General features: G+C 36.2%; 18 protein-coding genes. 13 read left to right on the top strand and 5 right to left on the bottom strand.

Going from position 1 to position 25,231, the window contains the following annotated elements; translation table 11 throughout:
• Positions 1 to 424: 424 nt before the first annotated feature.
• The 5 genes from ACIQZI_RS13375 to ACIQZI_RS13395 all read left to right on the top strand — a co-directional run bounded on the left by ACIQZI_RS13375 (position 425) and on the right by ACIQZI_RS13395 (position 11,482).
• Positions 425 to 2,275 carry a bifunctional homocysteine S-methyltransferase/methylenetetrahydrofolate reductase gene (locus ACIQZI_RS13375; RefSeq protein WP_403073717.1) on the top strand — a complete coding sequence of 617 codons (1,851 nt, stop codon included), beginning with the start codon at positions 425 to 427 and terminating at the stop codon, positions 2,273 to 2,275.
• The gene (gene metH, locus ACIQZI_RS13380; RefSeq protein ID WP_403073719.1) at positions 2,268 to 5,717 is read left to right on the top strand and encodes a methionine synthase; all 3,450 of its coding nucleotides are present in this window, start codon (positions 2,268 to 2,270) and stop codon (positions 5,715 to 5,717) included. Before ACIQZI_RS13375 ends, metH begins: the two co-directional genes overlap by 8 nt.
• 1,023 nt (positions 5,718 to 6,740) lie before the next feature.
• Positions 6,741 to 7,940, top strand: coding sequence for a beta-ketoacyl-[acyl-carrier-protein] synthase family protein (locus ACIQZI_RS13385; RefSeq protein WP_403073721.1), 1,200 nt, complete (start codon positions 6,741 to 6,743; stop codon positions 7,938 to 7,940).
• Between the two features lie 15 nt (positions 7,941 to 7,955).
• Positions 7,956 to 9,395, top strand: coding sequence for a sensor histidine kinase (locus tag ACIQZI_RS13390; RefSeq protein ID WP_403073723.1), 1,440 nt, complete (start codon positions 7,956 to 7,958; stop codon positions 9,393 to 9,395).
• A 1,103-nt stretch (positions 9,396 to 10,498) separates the two neighbouring features.
• A complete protein-coding gene (locus ACIQZI_RS13395; protein WP_403073725.1) occupies positions 10,499 to 11,482 on the top strand; it encodes a S8 family peptidase in 984 nt (327 codons plus the stop codon).
• 237 nt (positions 11,483 to 11,719) lie between these two features.
• Here the strand turns inward: ACIQZI_RS13395 and ACIQZI_RS13400 are convergent, their stop codons facing one another.
• Positions 11,720 to 12,178: a hypothetical protein gene (locus ACIQZI_RS13400; protein ID WP_403073727.1), complete on the bottom strand. Its 459-nt coding sequence runs from the start codon at positions 12,176 to 12,178 to the stop codon at positions 11,720 to 11,722.
• Between the two features lie 583 nt (positions 12,179 to 12,761).
• On the opposite strand from ACIQZI_RS13400, the gene ACIQZI_RS13405 reads away from it, so the two are divergent.
• The 3 genes from ACIQZI_RS13405 (at position 12,762) to ACIQZI_RS13415 (ending at position 15,278) form a co-directional block, all read left to right on the top strand.
• The gene (locus tag ACIQZI_RS13405; protein ID WP_403073729.1) at positions 12,762 to 14,198 is read left to right on the top strand and encodes a DHA2 family efflux MFS transporter permease subunit; all 1,437 of its coding nucleotides are present in this window, start codon (positions 12,762 to 12,764) and stop codon (positions 14,196 to 14,198) included.
• Positions 14,199 to 14,348: 150 nt separating this feature from the next.
• Entirely contained in the window at positions 14,349 to 15,083 is a 735-nt protein-coding gene (locus ACIQZI_RS13410; RefSeq protein WP_062180335.1) for a type II toxin-antitoxin system SpoIISA family toxin, read from the top strand.
• A gap of 15 nt (positions 15,084 to 15,098) precedes the next feature.
• On the top strand, positions 15,099 to 15,278 hold the full coding sequence (locus ACIQZI_RS13415; protein ID WP_062180332.1) for a hypothetical protein: 180 nt from the start codon (positions 15,099 to 15,101) through the stop codon (positions 15,276 to 15,278).
• A 400-nt stretch (positions 15,279 to 15,678) separates the two neighbouring features.
• Here the strand turns inward: ACIQZI_RS13415 and ACIQZI_RS13420 are convergent, their stop codons facing one another.
• Positions 15,679 to 16,386, bottom strand: a complete 708-nt coding sequence (locus tag ACIQZI_RS13420; RefSeq protein ID WP_403073733.1) for a DUF3298 and DUF4163 domain-containing protein — start codon at positions 16,384 to 16,386, stop codon at positions 15,679 to 15,681.
• A 214-nt stretch (positions 16,387 to 16,600) separates the two neighbouring features.
• A complete protein-coding gene (locus ACIQZI_RS13425) occupies positions 16,601 to 16,789 on the bottom strand; it encodes a hypothetical protein (protein WP_403073735.1) in 189 nt (62 codons plus the stop codon).
• A 212-nt stretch (positions 16,790 to 17,001) separates the two neighbouring features.
• Between ACIQZI_RS13425 and ACIQZI_RS13430 the strand changes: the two genes are divergently transcribed.
• The 3 genes from ACIQZI_RS13430 to ACIQZI_RS13440 all read left to right on the top strand — a co-directional run bounded on the left by ACIQZI_RS13430 (position 17,002) and on the right by ACIQZI_RS13440 (position 21,155).
• Complete coding sequence (locus ACIQZI_RS13430; protein WP_403073737.1) at positions 17,002 to 17,847, top strand: oxidoreductase; 846 nt, start codon at positions 17,002 to 17,004, stop codon at positions 17,845 to 17,847.
• 61 nt (positions 17,848 to 17,908) lie between these two features.
• Positions 17,909 to 18,862, top strand: a complete 954-nt coding sequence (locus ACIQZI_RS13435; protein ID WP_403073739.1) for a TRM11 family SAM-dependent methyltransferase — start codon at positions 17,909 to 17,911, stop codon at positions 18,860 to 18,862.
• Between the two features lie 925 nt (positions 18,863 to 19,787).
• Complete coding sequence (locus ACIQZI_RS13440) at positions 19,788 to 21,155, top strand: alanine/glycine:cation symporter family protein (RefSeq protein WP_403073741.1); 1,368 nt, start codon at positions 19,788 to 19,790, stop codon at positions 21,153 to 21,155.
• Between the two features lie 418 nt (positions 21,156 to 21,573).
• Here ACIQZI_RS13440 and ACIQZI_RS13445 read toward each other — a convergent pair whose 3' ends face one another.
• Positions 21,574 to 22,902 (bottom strand): oligosaccharide flippase family protein, encoded by a 1,329-nt coding sequence (locus tag ACIQZI_RS13445; RefSeq protein ID WP_403073743.1) that lies wholly within the window; start codon positions 22,900 to 22,902, stop codon positions 21,574 to 21,576.
• Positions 22,903 to 23,123: 221 nt separating this feature from the next.
• Here ACIQZI_RS13445 and ACIQZI_RS13450 point away from each other — a divergent pair, with 221 nt between their 5' ends.
• Together ACIQZI_RS13450 and ACIQZI_RS13455 are read left to right on the top strand one after the other, a co-directional pair.
• Positions 23,124 to 23,315, top strand: coding sequence for a hypothetical protein (locus ACIQZI_RS13450; protein ID WP_062180305.1), 192 nt, complete (start codon positions 23,124 to 23,126; stop codon positions 23,313 to 23,315).
• A 172-nt stretch (positions 23,316 to 23,487) separates the two neighbouring features.
• Positions 23,488 to 23,808, top strand: coding sequence for a hypothetical protein (locus ACIQZI_RS13455; RefSeq protein ID WP_062180302.1), 321 nt, complete (start codon positions 23,488 to 23,490; stop codon positions 23,806 to 23,808).
• Between the two features lie 351 nt (positions 23,809 to 24,159).
• Here the strand turns inward: ACIQZI_RS13455 and gltC are convergent, their stop codons facing one another.
• Positions 24,160 to 25,062, bottom strand: a complete 903-nt coding sequence (gltC, locus tag ACIQZI_RS13460; protein ID WP_403073746.1) for a glutamate biosynthesis transcriptional regulator GltC — start codon at positions 25,060 to 25,062, stop codon at positions 24,160 to 24,162.
• Between the last annotated feature and the right edge of the window lie 169 nt (positions 25,063 to 25,231).

The raw sequence follows: 25,231 nt of genomic DNA on the forward strand, positions 1-25,231 counted from the left end.
TTATTTTAACACGCGAAATAGCGGTAAAAACTAAAGAAGGAGGATGATTTTAAAATTAATGGAATATTCGTGATATGACATCAGTATTAAATGAGTAAATTTATAGCTAGATAATTTTGTTTTTTTAAAATCAATACTTCTCGAGATGTGCGAAGGGATTGTCCCGAAAAAACCTCAGTAACCGGCATATGCTAAAGCGAGTAAGTGAATGTTTGATAGATGGAGAGAATGTTTCGATAATTCCTTCATCAACATGTTGTTTTTTTCTTATATAACAACGAAATTAGTGAGAGTATCCTAAAACGAGAGCGTCACACCACAGAACTTCAATATATCGTTAAAATTATGTGTATATCACACAATAAACCGTGTATAGGGAGTTAAGGTTAGATCTCTTTAGGACGCCCTCAGAAAGGAGGGATTTATGGATTTTCGTCAAGAATTGAAGAACAGAATATTAGTTGGAGAAGGAGCAATGGGGACATTATTGTATTCCCACGGCATTGATCTTTGTTACGAAGAATTGAATATCACGAATCCCAATCAAATTGAAACAATTCATCAGGCATATTTGAATGCGGGAGCAGATATTATCCAATCGAATACATATGGAGCTAATTTTCATAAATTAAAGAGGTATGGATTGGAAGATCAAGTAAGTCAAATTAATCGTAAAGGCATTGCGATTGCTAAAAAGGTCGCTGTACAAGGGAACGCATTTGTATTCGGTACGATAGGTGCATTAAGGAGTATACGTAAATCAGATTTAAGCTTAGAGGAAATCAAACGTATTTTCCGAGAACAATTATATAGTCTCCTACTTGAGGCACCAGATGGACTATTGCTTGAGACATTTTACGATTTGGAGGAATTAGAGACCGTTCTTCAGATTGCACGGCAAGAAACGGATTTGCCAATTATCTCAAATGTCTCATTACATGAACTTGGAAATTTACAAAACGGGATGTCGTTAAACGAGGCTTTTCAAAGATTAGAGCAGTTGGGAACAGATGTAGTCGGCATCAACTGTCGACTTGGTCCGCATCATATGATTCGCGCATTGGAATCCGTTTCGTTACCAAAACAAGCGGCACTTGCCGTTTTTCCGAATGCTAGTTTACCAGATTATGTCGATGGAAGACTTGTATATGATGCAGTACCTGAATATTTCGCTTCATCAGCACTAGAGCTCAGAGAGCAGGGGGCATCCATTATCGGTGGCTGTTGTGGCACGATGCCTATCCATATTGAAGCAATAAAAAATGCGGTAAGATTGTTAGCGCCTGTTCTAGAAAAGGAAATTAAAGTAAGGGAAATTGAGATTATCGAAGTGGGAAATTCTGATGAAGGGCTAGCATTCCATGAAAAAGCGAAAGTGGAAAGAACGATTTTAGTAGAATTGGATCCGCCGAAAAAATTAGGGATTGAAGCCTTTATGAATGGTGCCGTTGCCTTAAGGAAAGCGGGGGTAGATTCCGTTACAATGGCTGATAATTCGCTCGCCTCACCGCGAATTTCCAATGTGGCATTAGGTACACTTTTGAAAACACAGCATGAAATAAAGCCGCTTCTTCATATAACATGCCGTGACCGTAATTTAATAGGTCTACAATCGCACTTGTTGGGGCTGCAAACGCTTGATCTAAATGAGATTTTAGTCGTAACAGGTGATCCATCTAAAATTGGTGATTTTCCAGGTGCGACATCTGTATATGATTTATCATCATTAGATTTAATTAGTCTTATCAAACAATTTAATGAAGGACTTTCTTATTCAGGGCAAAGTCTAGGTCAAAAAACGAATTTCAAAGTTGCTGCTGCTTTTAATCCAAATGTCAAATATCTCGATAAAGCAGTTAAGCGGGTTGAAAAGAAGATTGCCTGTGGAGCTGACTCCTTCTTGACGCAACCGATTTATTCCGTCAAACAAATTGAAGATGTATACGAAGCAACGCAACATTTAGATACACCTATCTTTCTTGGTATTATGCCATTAACAAGTTCAAGGAATGCGGAATTTATCCATAACGAAGTGCCTGGTATCAACTTGCCAGAAGAAGTCCGCAGAGCGATGGCATCTGCAGGCAATGATCCAAATAAAGCCAAAAATGAAGGGATAGCCATTGCCAAGGAATTGGTGGATGCTGCAATGGATAAATTTAAGGGCATCTATTTAATTACCCCGTTTTTATACTATGAAATGACGGCAGAATTAACGCAACATATCAGAAAAGTAGATAGTAGGCATACTTCGGAGGTGGGAGCATATGAGTAAACGGTTAATTCAGGAACAAATGAAAAGAAAAATTTTATTATTAGATGGCGCGATGGGGACCATGTTACAAGCTGAGGATTTAACCGCTGAGGATTTTGGTGGTGAGCAATATGAAGGTTGTAACGAATATTTAACGATTACCCAACCCGATGTCATTCGTTCCATTCATGAAAAATATTTGGCAGCTGGTGCAGACATCATCGAAACAAATACATTTGGTGCAACAAGTATCGTGCTTGATGAGTATGATATAAGTTATCTGGCATATAAACTAAACAAAGAATCTGCCGAGATTGCTAAGGCGGCCTGTGAAAAATATTCGAGTAAAGAATGGCCTAGATTCGTGGCAGGAGCTATGGGACCAACGACAAAAACTTTGTCTGTAACTGGTGGAACGACATTTGAAGCATTGACCGCTTCTTATGAAGAACAAGCGTTAGGTCTTCTTGATGGAGGGGTAGATTTACTTTTAGTTGAAACATGTCAGGATATGTTAAATGTAAAGGCAGCCTTTTCTGGAATCAAAGGGGCGTTTGTCAAATACGGACGGGAAATCCCGATCATGATTTCTGGCACAATTGAACCGATGGGAACGACACTTGCCGGTCAGTCGATAGAAGCATTTTATCTTTCATGTGAACATATGAATCCACTTGCAGTCGGATTGAATTGTGCGACTGGACCAGAATTCATGATTGACCATATCAGAACACTGGCGAATTTATCAAATAGAGCAGTTAGTTGTTACCCTAATGCGGGACTCCCAGATGAGGAAGGGCATTATCATGAATCGCCGAATTCTTTAGCAGAAAAAATGAAACAGTTTGCAGAAAAAGGATGGGTTAACATTATTGGTGGTTGCTGCGGAACGACACCTGAGCATATTGTTGAATTGGTAAAAGTACTTGAATTGATTGAGCCACGAATAATTGAAACTCATACACACGGTCATGCAGTATCAGGAATCGAACCTCTTATCTATGATGATTCCATGCGTCCATTATTTGTCGGAGAACGAACAAATGTTATCGGATCGCGTAAGTTCAAGGAATTGATTAGAGAAAAGAAATTTGAACAAGCGGCAGAAATTGCTCGAGCTCAAGTGAAAAAAGGAGCTCATGTTATTGATATTTGTCTGGCTGATCCTGATGACGATGAATTAGGGAATATAAAAGAGTTTGTTACTGAAGTGGTAAAAAAAATCAAAGTACCACTTGTGATCGATACGACGGATGAAGCTGTCTTGGAGGAAGCGTTAAAAAGATCGCAAGGGAAGTCAATCATAAACTCCATTAACCTGGAGGATGGAGAAGAACGATTTGAAAAGATTGTGCCACTTATCCATCAATATGGTGCTGCCGTCGTGGTGGGTACAATCGATGAAGAAGGGATGGCGGTTACAGCGGAAAGAAAGCTTGAAATCGCCAAGCGTTCTGTTGATTTACTTGTCAATAAATATGGTTTGTCAGAAAGTGATTTGATTTTCGACCCACTTGTTTTTCCAGTTGGGACAGGCGATGAGCAATATATCGGCTCAGCCCTTGAAACGGTGAAAGGAATTCAGGCAATCAAAGAAACATTTCCGGATTGTTTGCTGATTCTTGGGATATCTAACGTTTCATTCGGTCTCCCACCAAGGGGAAGAGAAATACTTAATGCCGTTTTCCTTTATCACTGCACGAAGGCGGGGCTGGATTACGCAATTGTCAATACGGAAAAACTAGAACGTTTTGCTTCGATACCGGAAGAAGAGATCAAATTGGCTGAAGCTCTTTTGTTCGATACATCATCAGAATCATTAGCTACTTTCACAGAATTTTATCGTGGTAAAAAGGCGGAGAAAAAAGAAAATGCGGCCATCTTACCTCTAGATGAACGATTGGCCAATTATATAATTGAGGGAACGAAAGAAGGTTTAATTACTGATCTCAATAAGGCGCTTGATCGTGGGGATGCACCGCTTGAGATTATCAATGGACCGCTAATGGATGGCATGGGGGAAGTAGGACGTCTATTTAATGACAATCAGCTCATCGTTGCTGAAGTTTTACAAAGCGCAGAAGCTATGAAAGCGGCGGTTACATATCTTGAACCGCTAATGGAAAATGAAGAAGACAGTGCAAAAAAAGGAAAAGTGCTACTAGCGACTGTCAAAGGGGATGTGCATGATATTGGCAAGAACTTAGTGGACATTATTCTTTCCAATAACGGCTATGAAGTGATTGATCTTGGGATAAAAGTATCGTCACAACAAATTATTGAAGAGGTTCGCAAGCATAACCCGACAGTTATTGGACTTTCAGGCCTGCTTGTAAAATCAGCCCAGCAAATGGTTCTCACGGCGCAGGATTTAAAACAAACAGGCATCGATATTCCCATTCTAGTAGGGGGTGCCGCATTATCACGTAAATTTACAGATTTTAAAATTTCGCCAGAATACGATGGCCCTGTTTTATACTCAAAAGATGCAATGGATGGGCTTGCTGTCGCAAATATTTTACATGACGATCATAAAAAAATAGAGTATCTGAGAGAATTAAGTGAAAAACGGGAGACAGCAAGGGTCAATGCGGCGATCGTGGCTACGATGGAAAAACCGGAACGAAAAAAGGTAGAAGTAAAACCGTTATCTGTTGTTCCTGTCAAGAAGCCACTTGATCAAATCCGTCATATATTGAAGGATTATCCGATAGATGTTGTTCAGCCATACATAAATCGGCAAATGTTGATTGGTCACCATCTTGGTTTGAAAGGAAAAGTAGCTGAACTGGTAAGAAAGGGTGATGAGCGGGCGATTGAACTGAATGAACTTGTAGATGAATTAATCACTTTCTTAAAGTCGGACCATGAGTACGGTTTAAATGGAATTTATCAGTTCTTCCCTGCTCAAAGCGAAGGAAATAAGGTCAAAGTATATAATCCTGACAACCACAATGAAATTTTGGAAGAATTCGATTTTCCTCGTCAGGACAGTAGCCCTTATTTATGTCTTGCCGATTATGTAAAACCTGTTTCGTCAGGTGAAATGGATTATGTCGGCTTCTTTCTTGTTTCGGCAGGCAAGGGAATTAGAAAATGGGCAGAAAAATGGAAGCAAGAGGGTGACTTTTTAAAAAGTCATGCGATACAATCACTTGCTCTTGAAACGGCGGAAGGATTTGCTGAAAGAATGCATCATTTGATGAGAGACGCACAAGGTATTAGTGATCCGATAGATATGACGATGAAAGAACGTTTTGCAGCAAAATATACAGGTCAACGTTTTTCATTCGGTTATCCAGCATGCCCTAATCTCGAAGATCAGGAAAAGATTTTCCGTCTCTTAAAACCACAAGATATTGGGGTAGAATTGACTGAAGGTTTTATGATGGAACCAGAAGCTTCCGTCTCAGCAATCGTTTTTGCGCACCCTGAAGCACGATATTTTAATGTTGAAAGGTAAAATCTTAGTAAACAATAATTCTTTATAAACAATCGATATATTAACAACTAAAAAGGTACTTGTGAATACATAGAGTAGTATTCTAAGTAGATTTTTGTATAGAGATGGAGAATATTAGATTTGTTTTTTAGGTAGTCTACCATTATCTACAAATGTATTCATATTACCACTACTGGTAGTCTAACTATTTAAGCTGTGGACTCATTAATAGTTGTACACAGCATATTTTATTTGTCATTAATAAATCGAAGGTTAATGACAAAGTAATGCTGATCCGTAATCTTATTTAAATCGATTTTTGACAAAAAATAACTTTTACTAAGCTATCCAAAATGGACAAAATAAGTGTTAGTTATTACAAATACCTGATTTGGTATATATCTACTAGTAGTATATATTTCTTATCTTTCTCAAGCTGGAGAAACTTAATAGCATTCGTCATCTATCTACAAACATCGTTCCTTTTATAATTTTTGTAGACCCTGCTTTGTCCTTTCTCTGGGATATTTGCTTGCTGGACATATTATTGATTTTTGGTGGATTGATCTAGACGCTCAAAGCTTTTAAACCTATTGTTCATCAAACTAAAAACTATTGTAGAAAAATGATCAGATAAAAGATAACTTGGTTCGAGAGCTGCTTTAGTTGCAAAAGGACTACTCTTAAGCGACGTTGTTGTTACTCATATTCAGAAAATTATTAAAAAACAAGAAAAGTAGATAATTATAAATAGCACCGATCGATTTAAAGGGAGGTGTTTTTTTATAATTATAGAAGTTTGAGTATTTTAGATGAATTAAAATAAAAAGGTGGGTAAAAAGTAGTGAAAATGCAGCTGGATAATAATGGTGTGAATATTATCAAATTTCGCAAACTAAAAAGCCCATCTTTTGATTTTAATTACTCCTGTAAAATATCTATCCATAAATCACAATAAAAGTTATACTGTAGTAATAATGCTACTTTTATACCACTTAGAATAAATACATCTTGGAAATAGTTTATAAACAAAGGGTGGTAAGTTTGAGAGATAAAATAGTCGTAACGGGATATGGGGTAAAAGCACCGAATACAAATAATATAGGACAATACATATATAATTTAAAAAATGGGGTTTGTTGTTTAGATACTGTTACAGACCTTTCACCAAATGGAGAAAAAACTATTATTGGACGTATACATAGTGGTTTAGATGAATTTGAGTCTGATAAGAGGTTTAAACGATTACCAAGGGCTACTTTGCTTGGTATGGCATCAGGAAAGGAAGCCTTGAATCAAGCGCGACTTTCGAATTTAGCGGATAAAAAGGTTGGACTGTTTTTTGGAATCTCAGTGGGAGCAATTGGTGAGAAGCTTTTTCATGATTCGATCATTCATGTAAATGAAAATAATTATAGGAATGTGCCCATAACTTTTTCACATTTTTCGAATTATCATAGCATTACTGCTGAAATTGCCCATTATTTATCAATAAAGGGGATAACAAAAACGATAACGACTGGTTGTACATCTAGTTTAGAAGCTATCCAAGACGCAATGGTTTACCTGAAGAGTGGTATTATAGATGTGGCTGTTGTTGGAGGTACAGATAGTTTAGTAAATAAAATGGCTTGTTTTGGTTTTGCCAAAACAAAGTCAATTCCCATAAATCAAACACTAAATGTAGGTGCAGTACCATTCAATCAAAATAGTAAAGGGTTTGCTATTTCTGAAGGTTCTGGCGTAATAATTCTGGAAAGAGAAGAAGATGCACGAAAGAGGAAGATTGAAATCTTAGGTGAAATTGAAAATATAGTTTCGAACAATGATGGTGTACATATCTATTCTGTAGAAGAAACTGGTGAACAAATGATTAGCGCTTTAAAAGAAGTGATAGAAGGGAGGACACCAGATTATATTAATAGTCAGGCATTAGGAATTCAAGTGAATGATAGGATTGAGGAACATTGTTCAAAAATATTATTTAACCACAAGGTTCCTTATACTTCAATCAAAAGTATGATTGGTAATCCATATGGAGCTATTGGAGTATTGCAGGTTATTTCTTCTTTAATTAGTATTAATCACGGATTTATCCCTCCAACAATTCGAACCAATAAAGAGGGATATGAAGAAATGAACATTGTAACAGAACCTTGGCATCAAGAGGTAAATGAAGTAGCAATAACGAATCATGGTCATGGGGGTAACAATGCCTGTGCATATATAAAGAGACATAAATAGAGTGGTGAGTTAGAAATGATCATATCGTTTTTGATTATTAGTATAGGTATAATCCCTATAGTATTGGCGATTTCTATATTAAAGATTTATAAAGGTTCGGAATTATCATATGCCTTATTGTTTTATATGCTATCCATTAGTTTTTGGCAAATAGATATTGCAGTATTATATTTGAAAGGGATCCTTTCCGAAGAACTTATTCTCTGGCTATTCAAGTTTTTTAGGGCAGGTCCAACATTCATGATACCCTTAGTGTTTTATTTATCCTATGTAACCGTAAAAAAACATTCGGCATATATTAAAGATAACCAATTTTATCGTCCTTTAGTATCCATTTTTACTCGGAAAGTATTGGTTTTATTAGTGGTTTGGAGTACCTTTGTTTTTATTGTTAATTTAACAGATTACGGGGTAAGTGGATTGAGAGAAGTCCAGATTACCAATACCAACAATACTTTTTACTTTCCAGAGTATGGACGGCTTCATTCTTTATATGTATTTCACACAGCAAGTTTTCTAATTTTTATCGCTTTTTCTTATTTTGTTTCTAAATTCATTCAGAATATTTATTTAAAAGGATTTTTAGGTACATTTTCTTTATGCTCTTTTTTATTGTATCTTTCAGGTTTTTTAAACTTTGTACCTGGAGCAGGAGCACTGTATAGCAGCTTGGGCGTTATTATTTTTTCTGTCATCATAATCTTCTCTTTTGTAAAAATGAATACAATGATGACAATCAATTACAACCGATTATTAGAGCGTCAAAAGAAGCTAGATTATACGGGTAATTTAACTGCGAGTTTAGTTCATGAAGTGAAAAATTCACTACAAATTATTAAAGGCTATTCAAAATTAATGAGTGAGCTAACGCCGTTACCAGAACAAGGTAAAAATATGAATGAAATGATTCAAATTGCTGCAGACCAGTTGCATGATTTAACAGTAAATTACACTGAATATATAAAATATAAATCAATTGAATTTAAAATGTTCGATTTAAATGAAATAATAGATCAAGCAATTGAATTATCGATAGAATCACTCAAAGAAAACTCTGTAGAAATTTCCTTTGAGAAAAAATATAAAACTTTAAAAGCTTATGTAAATCATACATATATAAAACAAGTGTTTGTAAATTTAATTAAAAATAGTTTAGAAGCTATTCCGCAGGAGAGAAAGATCAGACGAATCGCATTATCTACTCAAGTTGAGGGTGATAAAATCATTATAGATATCGTAGATACTGGAATAGGGGTGCCTTTAGAAAATTGGGATGCAATTTTTGATCCTTTTATATCTTTTAAGAAAGAAGGACTAGGTTTAGGGCTACCTTTTATAAAAAAAATCATTTTTGAACATCGTGGAAATATAAAAATTGTCGATAGCAGTTCTCATGGAACACATTTTCAAATAATATTACCCCAATATGTATTCAGTGACTTTTATACTCATTGAGTGATTCGTATAAAATATTTTCCTGTTGAATAAGTGAAACTTCTATTAGTAGGATGTTCTTTCATCCCCCATCTAACTTCTTTGTTTCTCATAAGCTTGAGGTGGGGGCTTACTGCCCATTCGTTCAGTGTGGGATAAACAAAAAATAATATAAATTATAGGAAAGCACCTAATTGGGTGCTTTTTATTTTTCCGTAAAGGTATAATCGCAATTAACACAAGTAGCAAACGACAGTATATGTATTTACTGCTTAACATGGGACCTTTTTAGTGAATCGTGTCTTAAAAAGAGGTCTGATTATTTTTGTAAGTCGAACAGCCTACCACGCTCACCTCTCATTTTAACTTTAGGCTTGTTAAAGCTCATTGTTGTTTGAAAAGAAAGGCGTGTGAGACTCCTGCGGAGAAAGCGAGTCAAAAAGGGAAGACCCCACAGGTTGCACTGCGCCGAGAAGACTCCCGGACCGCCCGCTCAAAGCGAACACCTCTCACTGCAATCAACAGGCAAGTTTAACAGAGCCTAATTATAAAGAGATGGATACAAAACGTATCCTTTCTCAACGTGAAATTTAATTGCCAACAACCCATAGAGGTATATATATCCAGTGAAATGAATAGTAAAGAGTAAAAGGGGATGGTTACAATAACTATGATTGTTTGGATAGTTATATCAAGTTTTCTTTTATTTATTATCCTTGAAACAGGAATATCTCTTTGGGTAAACAATTGGTCATTTGAATTTCGATTATCTAAATTAAAAGAACTCTCTATTAAAAAGTATATAAAGATTAAGCGTGGTAGGAAAGAAGGGAAGAGGTATACCGAGTAATACACAAAATTTTAGTCAAGATCAACAGTTGCCATTGTGGTGGTTTTAAAATCTATCAAACGCTGGTGTTTAGCCTATTAAATTAAAAGTTCAAAATAGACTAAGGTTTATAGCAAAAACTCGTCCCTATTCATAGAATAAAGAAACGCTGTAATCAGTGCTATTAGATTGGAGCTACCCAAAACAGGTTATAAGTGCGGATTCTCCACATTTAGCATTAGTAAAGGTGGTGGCGCTTGCATGTTTTGGGTTAAATTGAAGGGAGAGGATAGCGTTGCCTAATGTTCAATTAATACCCTTCCATGTAAAAGGAATTACAGAAAATACTTTTGAAGTCCCACGTGGGATTAGAATGATTCGTGCGCGTTCTATTTGGAGAGAAGGGTTTAAGGGTGAGAACATAGTCGTAGCCGTAATCGATACAGGATGCCAGCCAGACCACCTTGATTTAATGGGTCAAATTATTGGAGGGTATAATTTCACGGGCGATTATAATGGTAACCCTGCTAATTTTTCCGATAATAATGGACATGGGACTCATGTTTGCGGAACCATTGCAGCAGCAGAAAATGGGTTTGGCGTAGTTGGTGCAGCACCTAAAGCGAAGTTACTAGTCCTTAAAGCTTTAAATGGATCAGGAGAAGGAACAACAGACAACATTTCTTCAGCTATTCAATACGCTATCAATTGGACGGGCCCAAGAGGGGAAAAAGTACGGGTTATCTCTATGTCATTAGGGGGACCGAACGATGATCCAGCCTTACATTCATCGATTAAAAACGCAGTTCAAGCAAATATAATGGTCGTATGTGCTGCAGGAAATGAAGGGGATGGAATCGCTGATACAGTCGAGAATAGCTATCCAGCTGCTTACCCAGAAGTTGTAGCAGTAGGCTCAGTTAACCAGCGTGGACGCATATCTAGATTTAGTAATTCTAATGGTGAAGTAGATTTAGTAGCCCCTGGAGAGCAAGTTGTATCAACCTTTCCTGGTAACCAATTTGCCGTCTTATCAGGTACATCGATGGCTGTTCCTCACGTGTCAGGAGCAGTTGCACTTTTGATAGATAAATATGAAACAATTCGTGGGCATAAATTAACAGAGTTAGAAGCATATAATGAACTCTTAAATCAAACAGTTTCACTGGGCAATCCAGAGACTCAAGAAGGGCATGGATTGCTGAAACTAAATCACCAGAAAGTAGAAAAATTAAAAGAACTTTTAACAGGGTTTAGTTTGCGCTTAGAAAACAGCTAAGATTATTAACATCATAAATACAGTGTATATTATGACTTTCCATGTAAGAACTAATTACAAAAAAGGCAAAGGGATAGCTACGTCGAAATTAGAAAGCGACAATATCGCTGACTTGTAGCTTTGATTTTGACAATGAGGTATGTAAATAAAATAACTAAAGATATTTTCCCATAAATAAAAACTGTGGGTTTGGGTGCAATAGAAAACGGCAGCGATACTTTGCTGCCGTTTTCATTTCTAATTATGTTCTTTACTATCTTTTGCTTGTTTCGCCATTTTTTTATGTATTTCTGATTCAATTGCCTGCACATGATCATCTTCAAGTTTTTGCATTGGTTGAGGATGAAACCATTGAATTTCTCCTTCATGAACAAAGCCTTTGTATTCATCTCCTTGTACTTGCAAAGTGAATTGTTGGCGTTCATGTAGCCGGTCTTCAAATGCTGGGATTATTTCAAAATCTTTAATTCCACTAGAAACGCCGTATTGACTCATTAATTCATATATGGTATTTTCAATAATTTCTACTTTACCTTCACCAATCATTTGTTTTGGATGAGGATGAAGCCATTGAATCTCATCCTTATGAAAATGACCTTTAAACACATCTTCCTGAATCTTAAAGGTAAATGCGTGACGCTGATAAACCCGATCCTCAAACACTGTTTCTACTTCAAAATCTTTAATTTCAGACATACTTAGCCTCCTTAAGAAAGTTTCTAAATAAGTATGTTCCCTAGCTTATACTAAATATCCTAGTTTTGCAAGAAAAGGGAGCACATTACCAAAAAATAGAGTAATATTTCATTAATATGATATATCTGTGATATTTGGTAATGTTACTTCAATTAGGTGGGAATGCTGTGCTAGGATTTTTGAATCAAAGTTTTGTAAAGTAAGCATTTATAGAGTGAATACCATCTGCGTTGTTTCGAAAAGCTTCGGTAGTGAATGTACCCCCATTGTTCGCTTCATATAGAATTCGTATAGTCTTCCATAAATCTCAAGAATGATAAGATTTGTTGTATAAGAGGAACTTATTGAGGTCTTAAAACAAATACAGAAAAAGAAACTTATTAGGAGATAAAAAATCTGAGAATCATTTAGATCCAATCCATAGATTATTAATGGGAAATCGTGTACTCTGTAAAAGTATGTTTTACAGCACTTATTTTTTACATACAGATATAAGACAATGAAGGTTCTTCTAATGAAGATATAACTTTGTAGGGAATCATATTTCAAGACAGAAATTGAACAGGAAAGAGGAAAGGGAAGAATGGAAACACGAAGCTATAAGCAGTCTACGATTGTAGCGCTTCTGCTTGCAGGAGCGTTTATTGCAATATTGAATCAAACACTTATGATTACAGCAATACCGCCGATTATGAAAGAAATGAATGTTACGGCGAATAGCGCTCAGTGGCTAACGACCGTTTTTATGTTAGTGAATGGGATTATGATACCGATCAGTGCCTTTTTATTGGAGCGTTTTTCAACGAGGCAGCTCTTTATATCCGCGATGAGTATTTTCGCTTTCGGAACATTAGTTGCGGGTGTCGCTCCTAACTTTGAAATGCTTTTACTTGGAAGAGTGATACAATCAAGCGGAGCCGGTGTGATGCTGCCGCTTATGCAAACCGTATTTTTAATGATTTTTCCAGTTAATAAGCGCGGAGCAGCAATGGGTTTAGTTGGACTCGTCATGTCCTTTGCACCGGCGATTGGTCCAGCCTTGTCAGGATGGGTAACCTCTCATTATTCTTGGAGGCTCTTATTTTTCATAATACTACCGATTGCTCTTATTGATATCTTGATTGCATTTTTTGCAATGAAAAATGTGACAGAGGTAACTAAACCAAAAGTAGATATCCTGTCAATTATTTTTTCTTCTTTCGGGTTCGGAGGATTACTTTACGGATTTACGTGCGCTGGAAATAATGGCTGGCTAGCCACAAGTACGCTCGTCACGCTAGGGTTAGGTGCATTTGCACTTGTGCTGTTTATTACAAGGCAATTGCGATTGGAACATCCAATGCTTGAATTCCGGGTGTTTAAGAATTCTATTTTTCCGCTAACGGTGCTCGTTGGAATGATTACCTTTATGGGATTAATCGGGTCAGAGACGATCATCCCACTATTTATGCAAAACATGAGGGATTTTACAGCATTTGAAGCAGGCCTAGCCCTATTACCCGGAGCTCTAATTACCGGTTTGATGTCACCTATTACAGGGAGAATTTTTGATAAAATCGGTGCGAGATGGCTAGCGCTTACGGGCTTAACGATTATTACAGTGTCTTCGTTTGCCTTATCGAATTTAAGTCCCTCCACATCCTTTACGTTCATCACGATTATGTACGGAATTCGAATGTTTGGTTTATCGATGGTAATGATGCCGGTCGCAACGGCAGGATTAAACCAACTGCCGAAACGGTTGATTGCTCATGGAGCAGCCATGGACAATACCATGAAAATGATTGCGGCGTCGGTCGGTACTGCTATTCTTGTCACTGTAATGACTACGACGGCTGAAACAGCCCAACAACGTCCGGAAATCTCTAATCCAGATATGTACGGAGCAAATGTTGCGTTTATCGTCATCTCGATTCTCTCATTAGTAGGCGTAATGATTTCTTTTTTCATAAAAAACAAGAAGTCACCGGAAGAAGTAAAGGAAAAACAATCTGAGGATGGAAGTGCAAATGAGCAGTAACATCACGTATTCTTGCGCTCCATAAACCGAAGATGAAAAGGGTTCTTGATACTCTTTTCATCATTAATTCGAACTTGTGAGAAAAGCCATCTTCCCCTTTATACCTAAATTCCTTATGATGGGTTTAGAGGGGAATTAAGGAGGCTTTAGATGTTATTGTTTTTCAAAATTTTTGTATGGTCGATATTTGCTGCTTTGGTCAGCTATGTCATTTTATCTTGGAAATACCAGGAACAAATTAGGAATAAGATAGAAGTAATCCGGAAAACATGGTATCTTTTATTTGTTTTAGGTGCAATCATTTATTGGAGCATGTACCCTACAAGTATTTTTGTCGATTGGAACTATTATTTGATTATTGCCCTCGTATTTGTGTTGATTGATATGTTTGTTTTTCTTAGTATGTATTTTACAAAAATTGGAGACAACGAATTGTCCTTTGCATCGAAGGCGATTGCTGAAAGTGATCAATTAATTACGGATAATCGAGAAAAACTAAAGAATATGTTTCAACTATTAAAGAAAGAGGGAATACCAGAATATTACCAAACTAATTCGGAATATTTGGCCTATTTGGGAATCCTTCTTCAAGCTTATGTCGAGAAAGACGGAATGAGCGTTCAAATCCATCCTTTTAGGACAGAAGAGGAGAAACAATTGGCGTTAAATGGATATCCTCACTTGAATGAAAGTGCCATCCGTGCTACATTGGAAAGAGAAGATACGTACTATAATGACGATGAAAAGATGGCTCTACATCCTGTAAGTCTTTTAACAGAACCTTTTATAATAAAAATAAAATCTCGAAATTTTGTATCAGAAGTGGATTGTTTACTGATTGCTTTGCTGATTATGATGTTCGATATGGTTATAAAACATAGATAAAGGCGGTGAAGGATCTTGAGTATTTATAACAAAGCCAATGAAAATGACACTGTTGCTGTAAGAAAACCAAAGGTGAAAATCCCAGAGGTCAGTTTAAGTCCACATACAAAAAAGGTCATGGAACAAAATGAACGCATTATCCTAAACCAAAAGACTAAAGCGCCGAGATTAAAACGACTAAGAGAAATATGGTAAAAAAATAGAGGATGCCCCATATGAATGCCCCGCATTTATTACATACAGTTAATGAAGTGAAAGTAACACTAAAAACTGTGTGATGAATACGAGGTCAGACACTTATGGGACATCCTTATTTTTTCATGGTTTTCATAATATTACATATACTATAAAAAACATATATGACGGAGTGGAATCATTTGAACAGAAAACCCGAGAGAGTGAACATACCGGTACCTTCAACATCTCCATCGGAAAGAAAAATTCATGAGCAAAATGAATCTGTAATAAGGCTTCTCAGGAATTTAAAAGAAAAACGCAGGATTTTCGGAAAATGACTTTTTTTAACAGGCTGTAATAACCCCGGAATTACCATCAGTGGGACTAAAAATGCTTCACTGATGGATGATGCTTCGCTTTATTTATAAATAGTGCTAGGAATTATAATTACTGGCTGTCCAGAAGAATAGGGTGCTACTTCATATGATTGAAAAATCAAAGCGATACCATCAACAACAAAATAAAATGCATGATCTTTGGTCACCTTAAAGGCATTTAATGTATCACTGTCAGTAAAAAATACATCTGGATGCTGTTTGATATATTCTGTGGCATAAGTTGTTACCTTAGCAAAATTGGCATCATTTATAATAATATCATCAAGCTTATACCGTTTGCCGTTATCTGTATTGAAATTATAAGTCGTGACTACTGTATTTCCGTGGGCACCACCAGAAAATTGATAATCATATATCAAAATGCTGATTTTATGATCTTTATTAAATAATACTTTATAACTCGAATTATATTCATATTGACACGCAGAGGGCGCTTCTTTACAAAGGGGATCGCCTTGGATTTTTTCCATGGACTTCTTTAATTTCTGATAGTCATTATACGAATTTTGTATATGTTTTTTTAAAATAGCATTGATTTTGTTTTGAGCCGTTTTGTTCTTTAAATCAGATATTTGGGGATAAGTTAAAAAATCTAAATCTTTATATGTGTGTGCCATAACTTTAACTGGAGCACTGGCATAAGATTTTGCTGAAGATAGTGCGAAGAAATTCAATAGGAAAAAAATAATCATCACCAATAAAGCTTTCAATACGAATGGTTTTCTCATAGAATGCCTCCAATAATTTGGTATATGCTGTTAAGCTAAGTATTCTTTAAAAAGGTGTTCTTTATCCAAAGGGAAGTAAGATAAAGATAATTTTTCAAAACAGCATAAAAAAAGAGAGTTATTTATGATCGATAAAAAACTCTCCATTAAATAAATTATAGGATTCATCAATACAAGCATCATCATCATGTATAATCGGTTCCAAACAGTGTCCTTATCTTCGGAGATTCAGATCTGTAAATTCAGCTTCAAGAAAATCTGCTTGTTGGTGCGAAAGTTTAATTGTGACTTCATTATTGTTTTCATCGGAAGCTTTAAAAAGAACGTAGCTATCGACTGAATTACGCAAAGTCACATTGCTTAGTGTTAGATTCATATTAATAAGTTCATACCTGGCTTTCATAGTTAAAAGAGTTCTCCGAATGCACTTCAATAGTATGTGTCCATTATATTTTACTTGATGATGTATAAATATACAATTGTTCTACTTACGAAATTACTGAAGAAATAGTGAAATATAAGATCTATTTTTGCAAGTGGCTAGTAAAATTATTTGTATAGCTATGATACTAGTAATACGAATCGTTCGTTAAGTAATTTGGAAGGGGAAAGACCATGGGAAACAAAATTGCGATTGTAACGGGTTCATCCAGCGGATTTGGATTATTAACTTCATTAGAATTGGCCAAGCGAGGTTTTCAAGTTATGGCTACGATGAGGAATCTGGAGAAGAAAGCTGAACTAATAGAGAGGGCAGAGTTGGCTGCAATTGCTGATCGGATTGAAATCTATGAGTTGGATGTTACGTCTGAAGCTTCGATACGTCGGTTGAGAGATTGTATTGAAATGAAAGGAAGAGTAGATGTATTAGTGAATAACGCTGGGTATGCGGGTGCTGGATTCGTGGAAGATATTCCGATTGATGAATATAGACAACAATTTGAAACGAATGTCTTGGGTGTAATTGCAGTAACCCAGACTGTACTTCCTTTTATGAGAAAACAAGGCAATGGGAAAATCATTACAATTAGTAGCATTAGTGGTACAATGGGCTTCCCTGGATTATCTCCCTATGTTTCTTCGAAGTTCGCTATTGAAGGATGGAGTGAATGTCTTCGTCTAGAGCTGAAGCCGTTTGGAATAGACGTTGCCCTCATTGAACCAGGCTCATATAAAACCAATATTTGGACAAATGGAAAACACATAACAGAAAAATCTCTACATAAAAATTCCCCATATCATGAATATCTCATGAAAATGGAAAACTACCTTAAATCTAGCGAAAGTTCATATGGTAATCCAATAGAAATCGCTGATAAGGTTGCAAAACTATCGACAAGTAAAGAAATGAAGCTCCGTAATAAAATTGGAAGAGGCGTTACATTAAGTATTTTACTAAAAAGCATACTTCCATGGAGAATTTGGGAGAAAATGATCTTAACGCGATTGGATAAGTACTAATAGGATTTATTTTACTTTTCCTAGGTGACAAAAGAAATGACCAAAATAGGGTGGGAACAGATTGGATAATCATAAGCAAATACCAACTTTTATATACACGTATGCTTGTCGTATGGATGAGCGTGCACTTTGTTACATGGAGATGCGGTCTTTATTTGGGATCGAGACGAAAACAAATATTTTGAAAACAGGTATTAAAGTCGATCCGAGCCGGAGTCCTTTTATAAAAGAAAGAATTGACGTCATATTTGAAGGGGATGACCTATCAGAAATCCTAGAGCAGGTTCAATCTATTGAATTGCATGAATCGACATTCAAAGTGAATTTTGTGAAAATTAATGACCTTGATAAATCGGAGCAAATTGAATATAAGGATCGTCGTAAGATAGAACGAGAATTAGGTTTACGAATCAATGGAGAGTTCGATATCCATCAACCTGATTATGAGTATGGCGTAGTGACCAAGGCTGGGCGCTGGTACTTTGGAAACTATCGAAAAGGTGAGTCCATTTGGCTTCGCCATCAAAAAAAGCCTCATGAATATTCGACTGCGCTCAGTACACGTGTAGCAAGAGCTGTTGCTAACATTGCGGTACCGAATCCTGATGGGGTTCAAGCGATAGATCCATGTTGTGGTATTGGGACTGTTTTGGTTGAAGCACTTTCCATGGGAATTGATATTGTCGGGCGCGATATAAACCCACATATTATAGATGGAATAAATGAAAATATTGCCTATTTCGATCTTGAAGGCGATGTAGCATGTGGTCCAATTTCAGAAGTATCAGAGGATTATGATGTAGCCATTATTGATATGCCATACAATTTGTTTACACATGCTACACCTGAGGATCAACTATCCATTCTAAAACATGCCCGCCGTATTGCTAGTAAAGTAGTCGTGATATCGATTGAAACAATTGATCAAATGATTAAAGACTCTGGATTTGAGATTACAGATCGATGTATAGCTAGAAAAGGATTATTTTCAAGACAAATCCTTGTTTGTGAATAGTAGAGAGATCCTCATGCAGGATGAATAGATGCGTAACGCGATTTTGATTGACAGAGCAATAAACATGGGTAATCACTCAATTGAATGTATGGAAATATGATAGAGAAACTCTCAATTGGTGACGTCGAACTTGTAGTTTGACGTCATCAAGTAAAAAAACTGTTATTTTACTTGATAACAGTTTTTTCTTTCTCTCTTCTATCCATCCTGAAAATCTTTCTTTGTCCTCGTCTGTTAACCTCCTGCATTTTTATATTAACTTTAATTTTTTGAATATAAACCGTGATTGACTACGCTAAATTTTTAACATGGATTGAGATTGTTTATAAATTTCTTTTATTGCATTAATAATGGGACATTTTCTTGGGGAAGATGGTATTTATTCTGTTAGCTCAAATGCGCGAAACAGTTAATCAATGATACTTAATTTAAAAACAAGTTAAAAAGTGTAAGAATACCTAACGTTTGATATTGAACAAATAGTCTTCATACAATATAATGGTAAAAATAGTATATTTTGATTGGTGAAGGAGGCGTTTTATTGATTTTTGGCTATTATTTTCAATTCTATCCAACTTCATACGGGTAAGATACATGAATGGAATGATTATGTACGTGTATTTGTTAAAAAGTCAGAAAATTAAAAATTTTATTTCTGGAGATTTTCGATTGATTAGACATAAAGAGACAACTGTTTTGGTGGATAAGGAATCAAACTCATCGGTTCTTGCGTGCATGAATGAATGTATGTTTTTCATTAAAAATTCCTAGAATCACTTCTACATACTATAACACCTCTTTAAAATGATTAAATAAATCATTAGTAATTGTCTTCACTTCTTCACATTATTATTTGTTCAGTATGAAAAATGTAGACGAGATATCTTGTACCCACCTTATTAATAATAGAAAGGATCGTGGAACTATGACTGAGTTTATAACCAAATTAAGTGATATTATTTGGGGGCCACCGCTACTAATTTTATTAGTAGGAACTGGAGTTTATTTAACATTTCGTATATCTTTCCTTCAGTTTAGTAAACTACCATATGCTTTAAAACTCGCTTTTTCAAAGAATCAAGATCAATCTTCAGAGGGTGACATCTCTCACTTTCAATCATTAATGACGGCTTTGGCTGCTACGATTGGTACAGGTAATATTGCGGGTGTAGCTACTGCCGTTGTCTTAGGTGGACCAGGTGCAGTATTCTGGATGTGGATTACGGCACTTGTTGGAATGGCAACCAAGTATGCTGAAGCGATCCTTGCAGTAAAATACAGAACAGTTGGAAAACGTGGCGAAATGGCTGGTGGTCCCATGTATTATATTGAAAGAGGGTTAGGATGGAAATGGCTAGCTGTTCTATTTGCTCTTTTTGGTGCCATTGCTGCGTTTGGTATAGGTAGTACAGTTCAATCCAATTCTGTAGCTGCCGCAGTTGAATCTAGTTTTGGTCTAAACCCTTGGATAACGGGTGCGATATTAACGATTGCAACTGCCCTGGTTATTTTAGGTGGTATTAAAAATATCGGTAAAGTTACAGCATATTTTGTACCGATTATGGCCATTTTTTATGTAGTTGGTGGACTAGTTATCATTTTATTTAATATTACGGAAGTTCCTGCAGCCTTAGCTTTGATTATTAAAGATGCGTTTACAGGGGAGGCGGTAGCGGGAGGTGCGATCGGTGCAGTTATTCGTTATGGCGTAGCTCGCGGAGTATTTTCTAATGAAGCGGGTATGGGATCTGCTCCAATTGCGGCAGCTGCGGCTAAAACCGATCATCCAGGACGTCAGGCACTTATTTCGATGACTGGAACCTTTCTTGATACGATCATCGTGTGTTCGATAACTGGTATAACGTTAGTAATGGGAGGGTTATATACGGATAGCAAATTATCTGGTGCAGCATTAACTACCAAAACTTTCGACCAGATGCTTCCAGGAGTTGGTGGGTGGATTGTTACGATTGGTATTATCTTTTTTGCTTATTCCACCGTATTAGGATGGGCATATTATGGAGAGAAATGTTTTGAATACTTATTTGGAATTCGCTCAATCATATGGTACAGGATTTGTTACACTTTATCTGTCGTTGTTGGTGCTGGTATGAGCCTCGGGTTGGTGTGGACCATTGCTGATGTCTTTAATGGATTAATGGCGATTCCGAACTTGATTGCTCTTGTTGCTCTGGCCGGAGTTGTAGTATCAGAAACAAAAGATTTTAATAAAATATTGGCGCAGGAAAAAAGAGAGAAAAAGAAAAATGTCGATATCACACATTCCACATAATAAATAGGATAATGAGAAAAGAGGCTAACTAAAAGTTGATACTTTTGGTAACCTCTTTTTTGTTTCCTAATACATATCATTTAGAAAGTATTTCAAGGAAAAATTTAATTGAAGTATAATTAATTATTGAAGAATAGTTCATTGTTAAGCTATTTTAACGAAATAATAATTGTTCCACCATTTGGAATAAACATTAGGTGGGGTGGTCAACAATAATTTATTAAAATAGGAAGTAATGCCCGTTTTCAAGGAGCAGATTTCATTTATTCCTATGCGATCAAACTCCAAGATCTTTTAAAAGCTATGCGCTATTAGTCTTGAACTTTTGTATTCATGACTTGAATAGTCAGATGAAAGTATAATCAAGTTTCAAGTTATTGGATGACCTGTATACATTGGGTGATGTCGTACATCAGAGCTAAATAACATTTTGTCTAGGTTTCGTTAACCAAACGTTAATCCCAACCTTTTTACATATCGTTACATAATGCATCATGGTTAGTAAAATAGCTCCTGTGTTCATGCCTAAAATAACACCAGTCATATTCAAAGAGGCTTGAGATCCTAAGAGATACATCAGCATAAATGAAATGATGTGGGACCATACCGTATGGATGAAAGCGTCTTTCACTAATCCTAATCCGATTAAATAAGCCTGCATCGGGATGATGAAGAAGTGGAATAAGAAATAAGGTCCTAAAAGTTTTAAGTAGACCGCTGCTGTAGTCGAAGAAAAAAAGAGTGAAGTTAATGGTTCTGAAAATAGGTACATAATGAAGACAGCAGGGAATCCATAAAGTAGTGTTAAGGACATGGATTTTTGCAATAAATTCCTTAATTTCTGGTAATCTTGCTTGGCATAAGCGTCTGATACATTCGGAATGAGCATAATCATCAATGAATGTGCGATAAAAGCAGGGAAAAAGCCGATTGTCATAGCGACTCCCATCAACATCCCAAAATGTTCAGTCGCCATAACGGCACCAAAACCAGCTGATAGTAGGGCTGAGTGAATTAAAAAAGGCTGGATGGCATTGGTAATGGCGTGAAAAATACGAAGTCCCACGGTGGGAACCGATACAGCAAGCAGCTTATAACGTGCATGTTTACCTGAAATCATGGTATTCGAAACTTTTCTCATCGTTTGCATTTGAATGATAAATAAGCTAATCAAATAGAGAAACACAATGAATTCACTAGCAATTAATATAATCAACGCACTTAGTAGCGATTTTTCTTGGTCAAATTGTAGAAAATGAAAGATAAGTAAGAGCAATAGAAATTGAAAGCCTTTTTTTAGGAAGTTTGAAAAGGCGATTTTCCCCATTTCTTGAACACCCATGAAATACCCTCTTGCGATCGTTGAAAAAGCAGCGATCGGGATTAACCCAATTAGTAGCCATTTTACATATGGATGGAAGTTATTCAAAACATTCGAAAATGATACGACGATTAATATTAAAAGAAACGTAATTAGTATCGCGTATCCAGCTAATTTGAGGGCATGCTGTAGTAAACTATAATGAAGTTTTGGTCTATTTTCAGCGACGAATTTTGAAATGGAAACCTGTAATTCGAAACCAGAAATAATATAAGCCAAGAAAATGATTGGCAGTATAGACATATAAAGTCCCATTCCTTCTTCACGAAGTTCCCTAGCAAGGATCATATTGACAAAAAATTCAACACACTCCCCGAAAAACGCTGCAACAATCAATATAATGGTCCCTTTGTAAAAAGATTTCATGCTGACTCACTCCCAATAGGTCTTTGTATAAAGATATGAGACAGGCTTTGGATTATTCTTATGTCAAAAAGAAGAATGAATGATAAAGTGGAATTTGTGTAAATTATTTCCATGAAAACAGAGGTTATGCCGTACAAAATGTTACGAAGTTCTGTAATCGTAATGATGTGATTAATGCTATACTTGAGATAGATTCGATATCTAAAAGGAGTGGAAATCCCATGAAGTACATGAAATCGCAAATGAAACAGTTGATCAAAGACAATGAAGAATTACAAAAGCGCTTAAAAGAGTTGATGGAAGAACACGAACTTGAGAAAAATTTTGCCCTTAGAGCTTTGTACCATTCAGAAGTTGCTGAAGGAGGAAAGTATCAGTTGGCATACCAAAAACTTGACTTACCCAAGGGGTAGGTCATTTTTAAAAATTCGTACTTAAGACTATTTACGGAAAAATAACAAGCTCATTTATATTCATTACGATGAATAGTGCCACTTGAAATCATTATAAGGATTGTGAATAGTTGTACTTAAACTAACAAGCAGTTTAGTTGAACAAGAATGAAGATACATAGGGGGATCAGATATGATTGATGTTGGTTGGCTTAATATTGGCAGTCTCGTGCTTGGAATAATTGCTTGGCTACTTCCTGTTGTTAATCTCATACGAGATAAAAAGCAGGACAATAAGAATTGGGTCGCTCTTTCCATTATGAGTATTAGTGCTTGTGCTATTTCGCTATGTTTCCAAATTTTCTATAACTATCATCTGGTAAAGATTGAGGATTGGGGTGCTCTTATGGACACAATGTATGCTGTGGCGTTTGCCGCAACAGTTCTTCTCATCGTTACCATCATATTAAATGGAATTAATCTGATTGTATATCGTAACAGAACAGCAAAGTAGGATGTAAATTCCAGTCTGTAAGGTTGAAATAATTAATTCATAATGCAAAAAGGATTAATTCACACTTTTCTTAACGAAGATTGTGAAAGGGTGTACCTAAGGTAACGGGGTCTTTGGTTCAATAAGTATAGTAAAATATTACATCAAAAAAACGCTCAGATTTCTGAGCATTTTTATTTTCCATTTATATTTCCAGTGTGCTACTGATATATATGCTGATTAGTATGATATTTCCATTGTTTTCCCCATCAACCGAACTCGTTAGAAGCTATCCCCCTGTACTTTTTGTCGCTTGAGAGAGTTTGATTTCTCTGATCGAATGCATGTGATTAGATGAATCTCTGGACTACCCTATCGATAATGCTCTAACAAAGAGAAGAACTCTTTAACAAAATGATAAAAGACTTGTTCAGTTGGCGCCAAGCTTCTATTTTTTGAAGTGATAACCCCTACGGTCCTTTGCACTTGTGGTGTATCAATCGGTATTTTTACAGTGAAACGTGGTGTTGTTTCATAAAGTGTCCCATCCGGTAAGATGCTCAGCCCTATCCCTGCTGAAACGAGACCCTTTATTGCATCCATATCTTCTCCCTCTGCAATGATGTTTGGTGCAAAGCCTGCTTGTAAGCAAGCATCTACTGCTATTTTCTGAAGGACATATCCTTTGGGAAATAATACAAAGTCGTCATTTCGCAATTCGCTAAGGGACAAGCTCTTTTTCTCTGCCAAAGGATGACTAGCAGGGACTAAAGCGGAAAAATTTTCAGAAAATAAAATATCAGCCTTAATATCTGGTTCATTTGTCGGAACAGGACCAAGCAAAGCTAGCCCGATATCTCCATTTTTAACAGAATCTATTAAAAATGCATAGGAGCCTTGACGGAGGTGATAGGAAACGTTCTGGTATTTTGCTTTAAAAGCGGAAATGACCGTTGGTAGTGTATGGTTTGCTAAGCTAGTTGGATAGCCGATTTTTATCGTTCCGTTTTCCGGATCTAAGTACTCGTCAACCTTCTCTTTCGCGTAATCAACGGCCTTAATCGCTGCTTTTGCATGAATTAAAAAAATTTTTCCGATTTGCGTGAGTTTAACATTTCTACCGACGCGCTCAAATAAACTCACACCAAGTTCTGCTTCAAGTTTAGAAATTTGTAAACTAATTGCAGATTGCGCTACATGTAGATGATCTGCAGCGGCTGTTACATGCTCCCGTTCAGCGACTTCGATGAAATAGATTAATTGACGCAGTTCCATTACTTCCCCTCCTTTATTCTTTTTCGAGATTGTTTATATCTAAATGATATATTATTTAAATCGATTTGGATACATAGAATATCGCGTGAGTTTAAAATTTCTTACTAATTTAAATGATGCGAAAATAGATGAATGTAGATATTAGGATGCATGGAACACTACATTTTTA

It is taken from the genome of Peribacillus sp. NPDC096379 (assembly GCF_044762875.1).
Classification (GTDB): Bacteria; Bacillota; Bacilli; order Bacillales; family DSM-1321; genus Peribacillus.

Bases quoted from the DNA above. Each gene is read 5' to 3' on its own strand.
- ACIQZI_RS13375 (WP_403073717.1), top strand. From the start codon at position 425: ATGGATTTTCGTCAAGAATTGAAGAACAGAATATTAGTTGGAGAAGGA.
- ACIQZI_RS13410 (WP_062180335.1), top strand. From the start codon at position 14,349: ATGTTATTGTTTTTCAAAATTTTTGTATGGTCGATATTTGCTGCTTTG.
- gltC (WP_403073746.1), bottom strand. From the start codon at position 25,062: ATGGAACTGCGTCAATTAATCTATTTCATCGAAGTCGCTGAACGGGAG.
- ACIQZI_RS13425 (WP_403073735.1), bottom strand. From the start codon at position 16,789: ATGAAAGCCAGGTATGAACTTATTAATATGAATCTAACACTAAGCAAT.
- ACIQZI_RS13390 (WP_403073723.1), top strand. From the start codon at position 7,956: ATGATCATATCGTTTTTGATTATTAGTATAGGTATAATCCCTATAGTA.
- ACIQZI_RS13430 (WP_403073737.1), top strand. From the start codon at position 17,002: ATGGGAAACAAAATTGCGATTGTAACGGGTTCATCCAGCGGATTTGGA.
- ACIQZI_RS13445 (WP_403073743.1), bottom strand. From the start codon at position 22,902: ATGAAATCTTTTTACAAAGGGACCATTATATTGATTGTTGCAGCGTTT.
- ACIQZI_RS13440 (WP_403073741.1), top strand. From the start codon at position 19,788: ATGACTGAGTTTATAACCAAATTAAGTGATATTATTTGGGGGCCACCG.
- ACIQZI_RS13450 (WP_062180305.1), top strand. From the start codon at position 23,124: ATGAAGTACATGAAATCGCAAATGAAACAGTTGATCAAAGACAATGAA.
- metH (WP_403073719.1), top strand. From the start codon at position 2,268: ATGAGTAAACGGTTAATTCAGGAACAAATGAAAAGAAAAATTTTATTA.
- ACIQZI_RS13400 (WP_403073727.1), bottom strand. From the start codon at position 12,178: ATGTCTGAAATTAAAGATTTTGAAGTAGAAACAGTGTTTGAGGATCGG.
- ACIQZI_RS13455 (WP_062180302.1), top strand. From the start codon at position 23,488: ATGATTGATGTTGGTTGGCTTAATATTGGCAGTCTCGTGCTTGGAATA.
- ACIQZI_RS13405 (WP_403073729.1), top strand. From the start codon at position 12,762: ATGGAAACACGAAGCTATAAGCAGTCTACGATTGTAGCGCTTCTGCTT.
- ACIQZI_RS13420 (WP_403073733.1), bottom strand. From the start codon at position 16,386: ATGAGAAAACCATTCGTATTGAAAGCTTTATTGGTGATGATTATTTTT.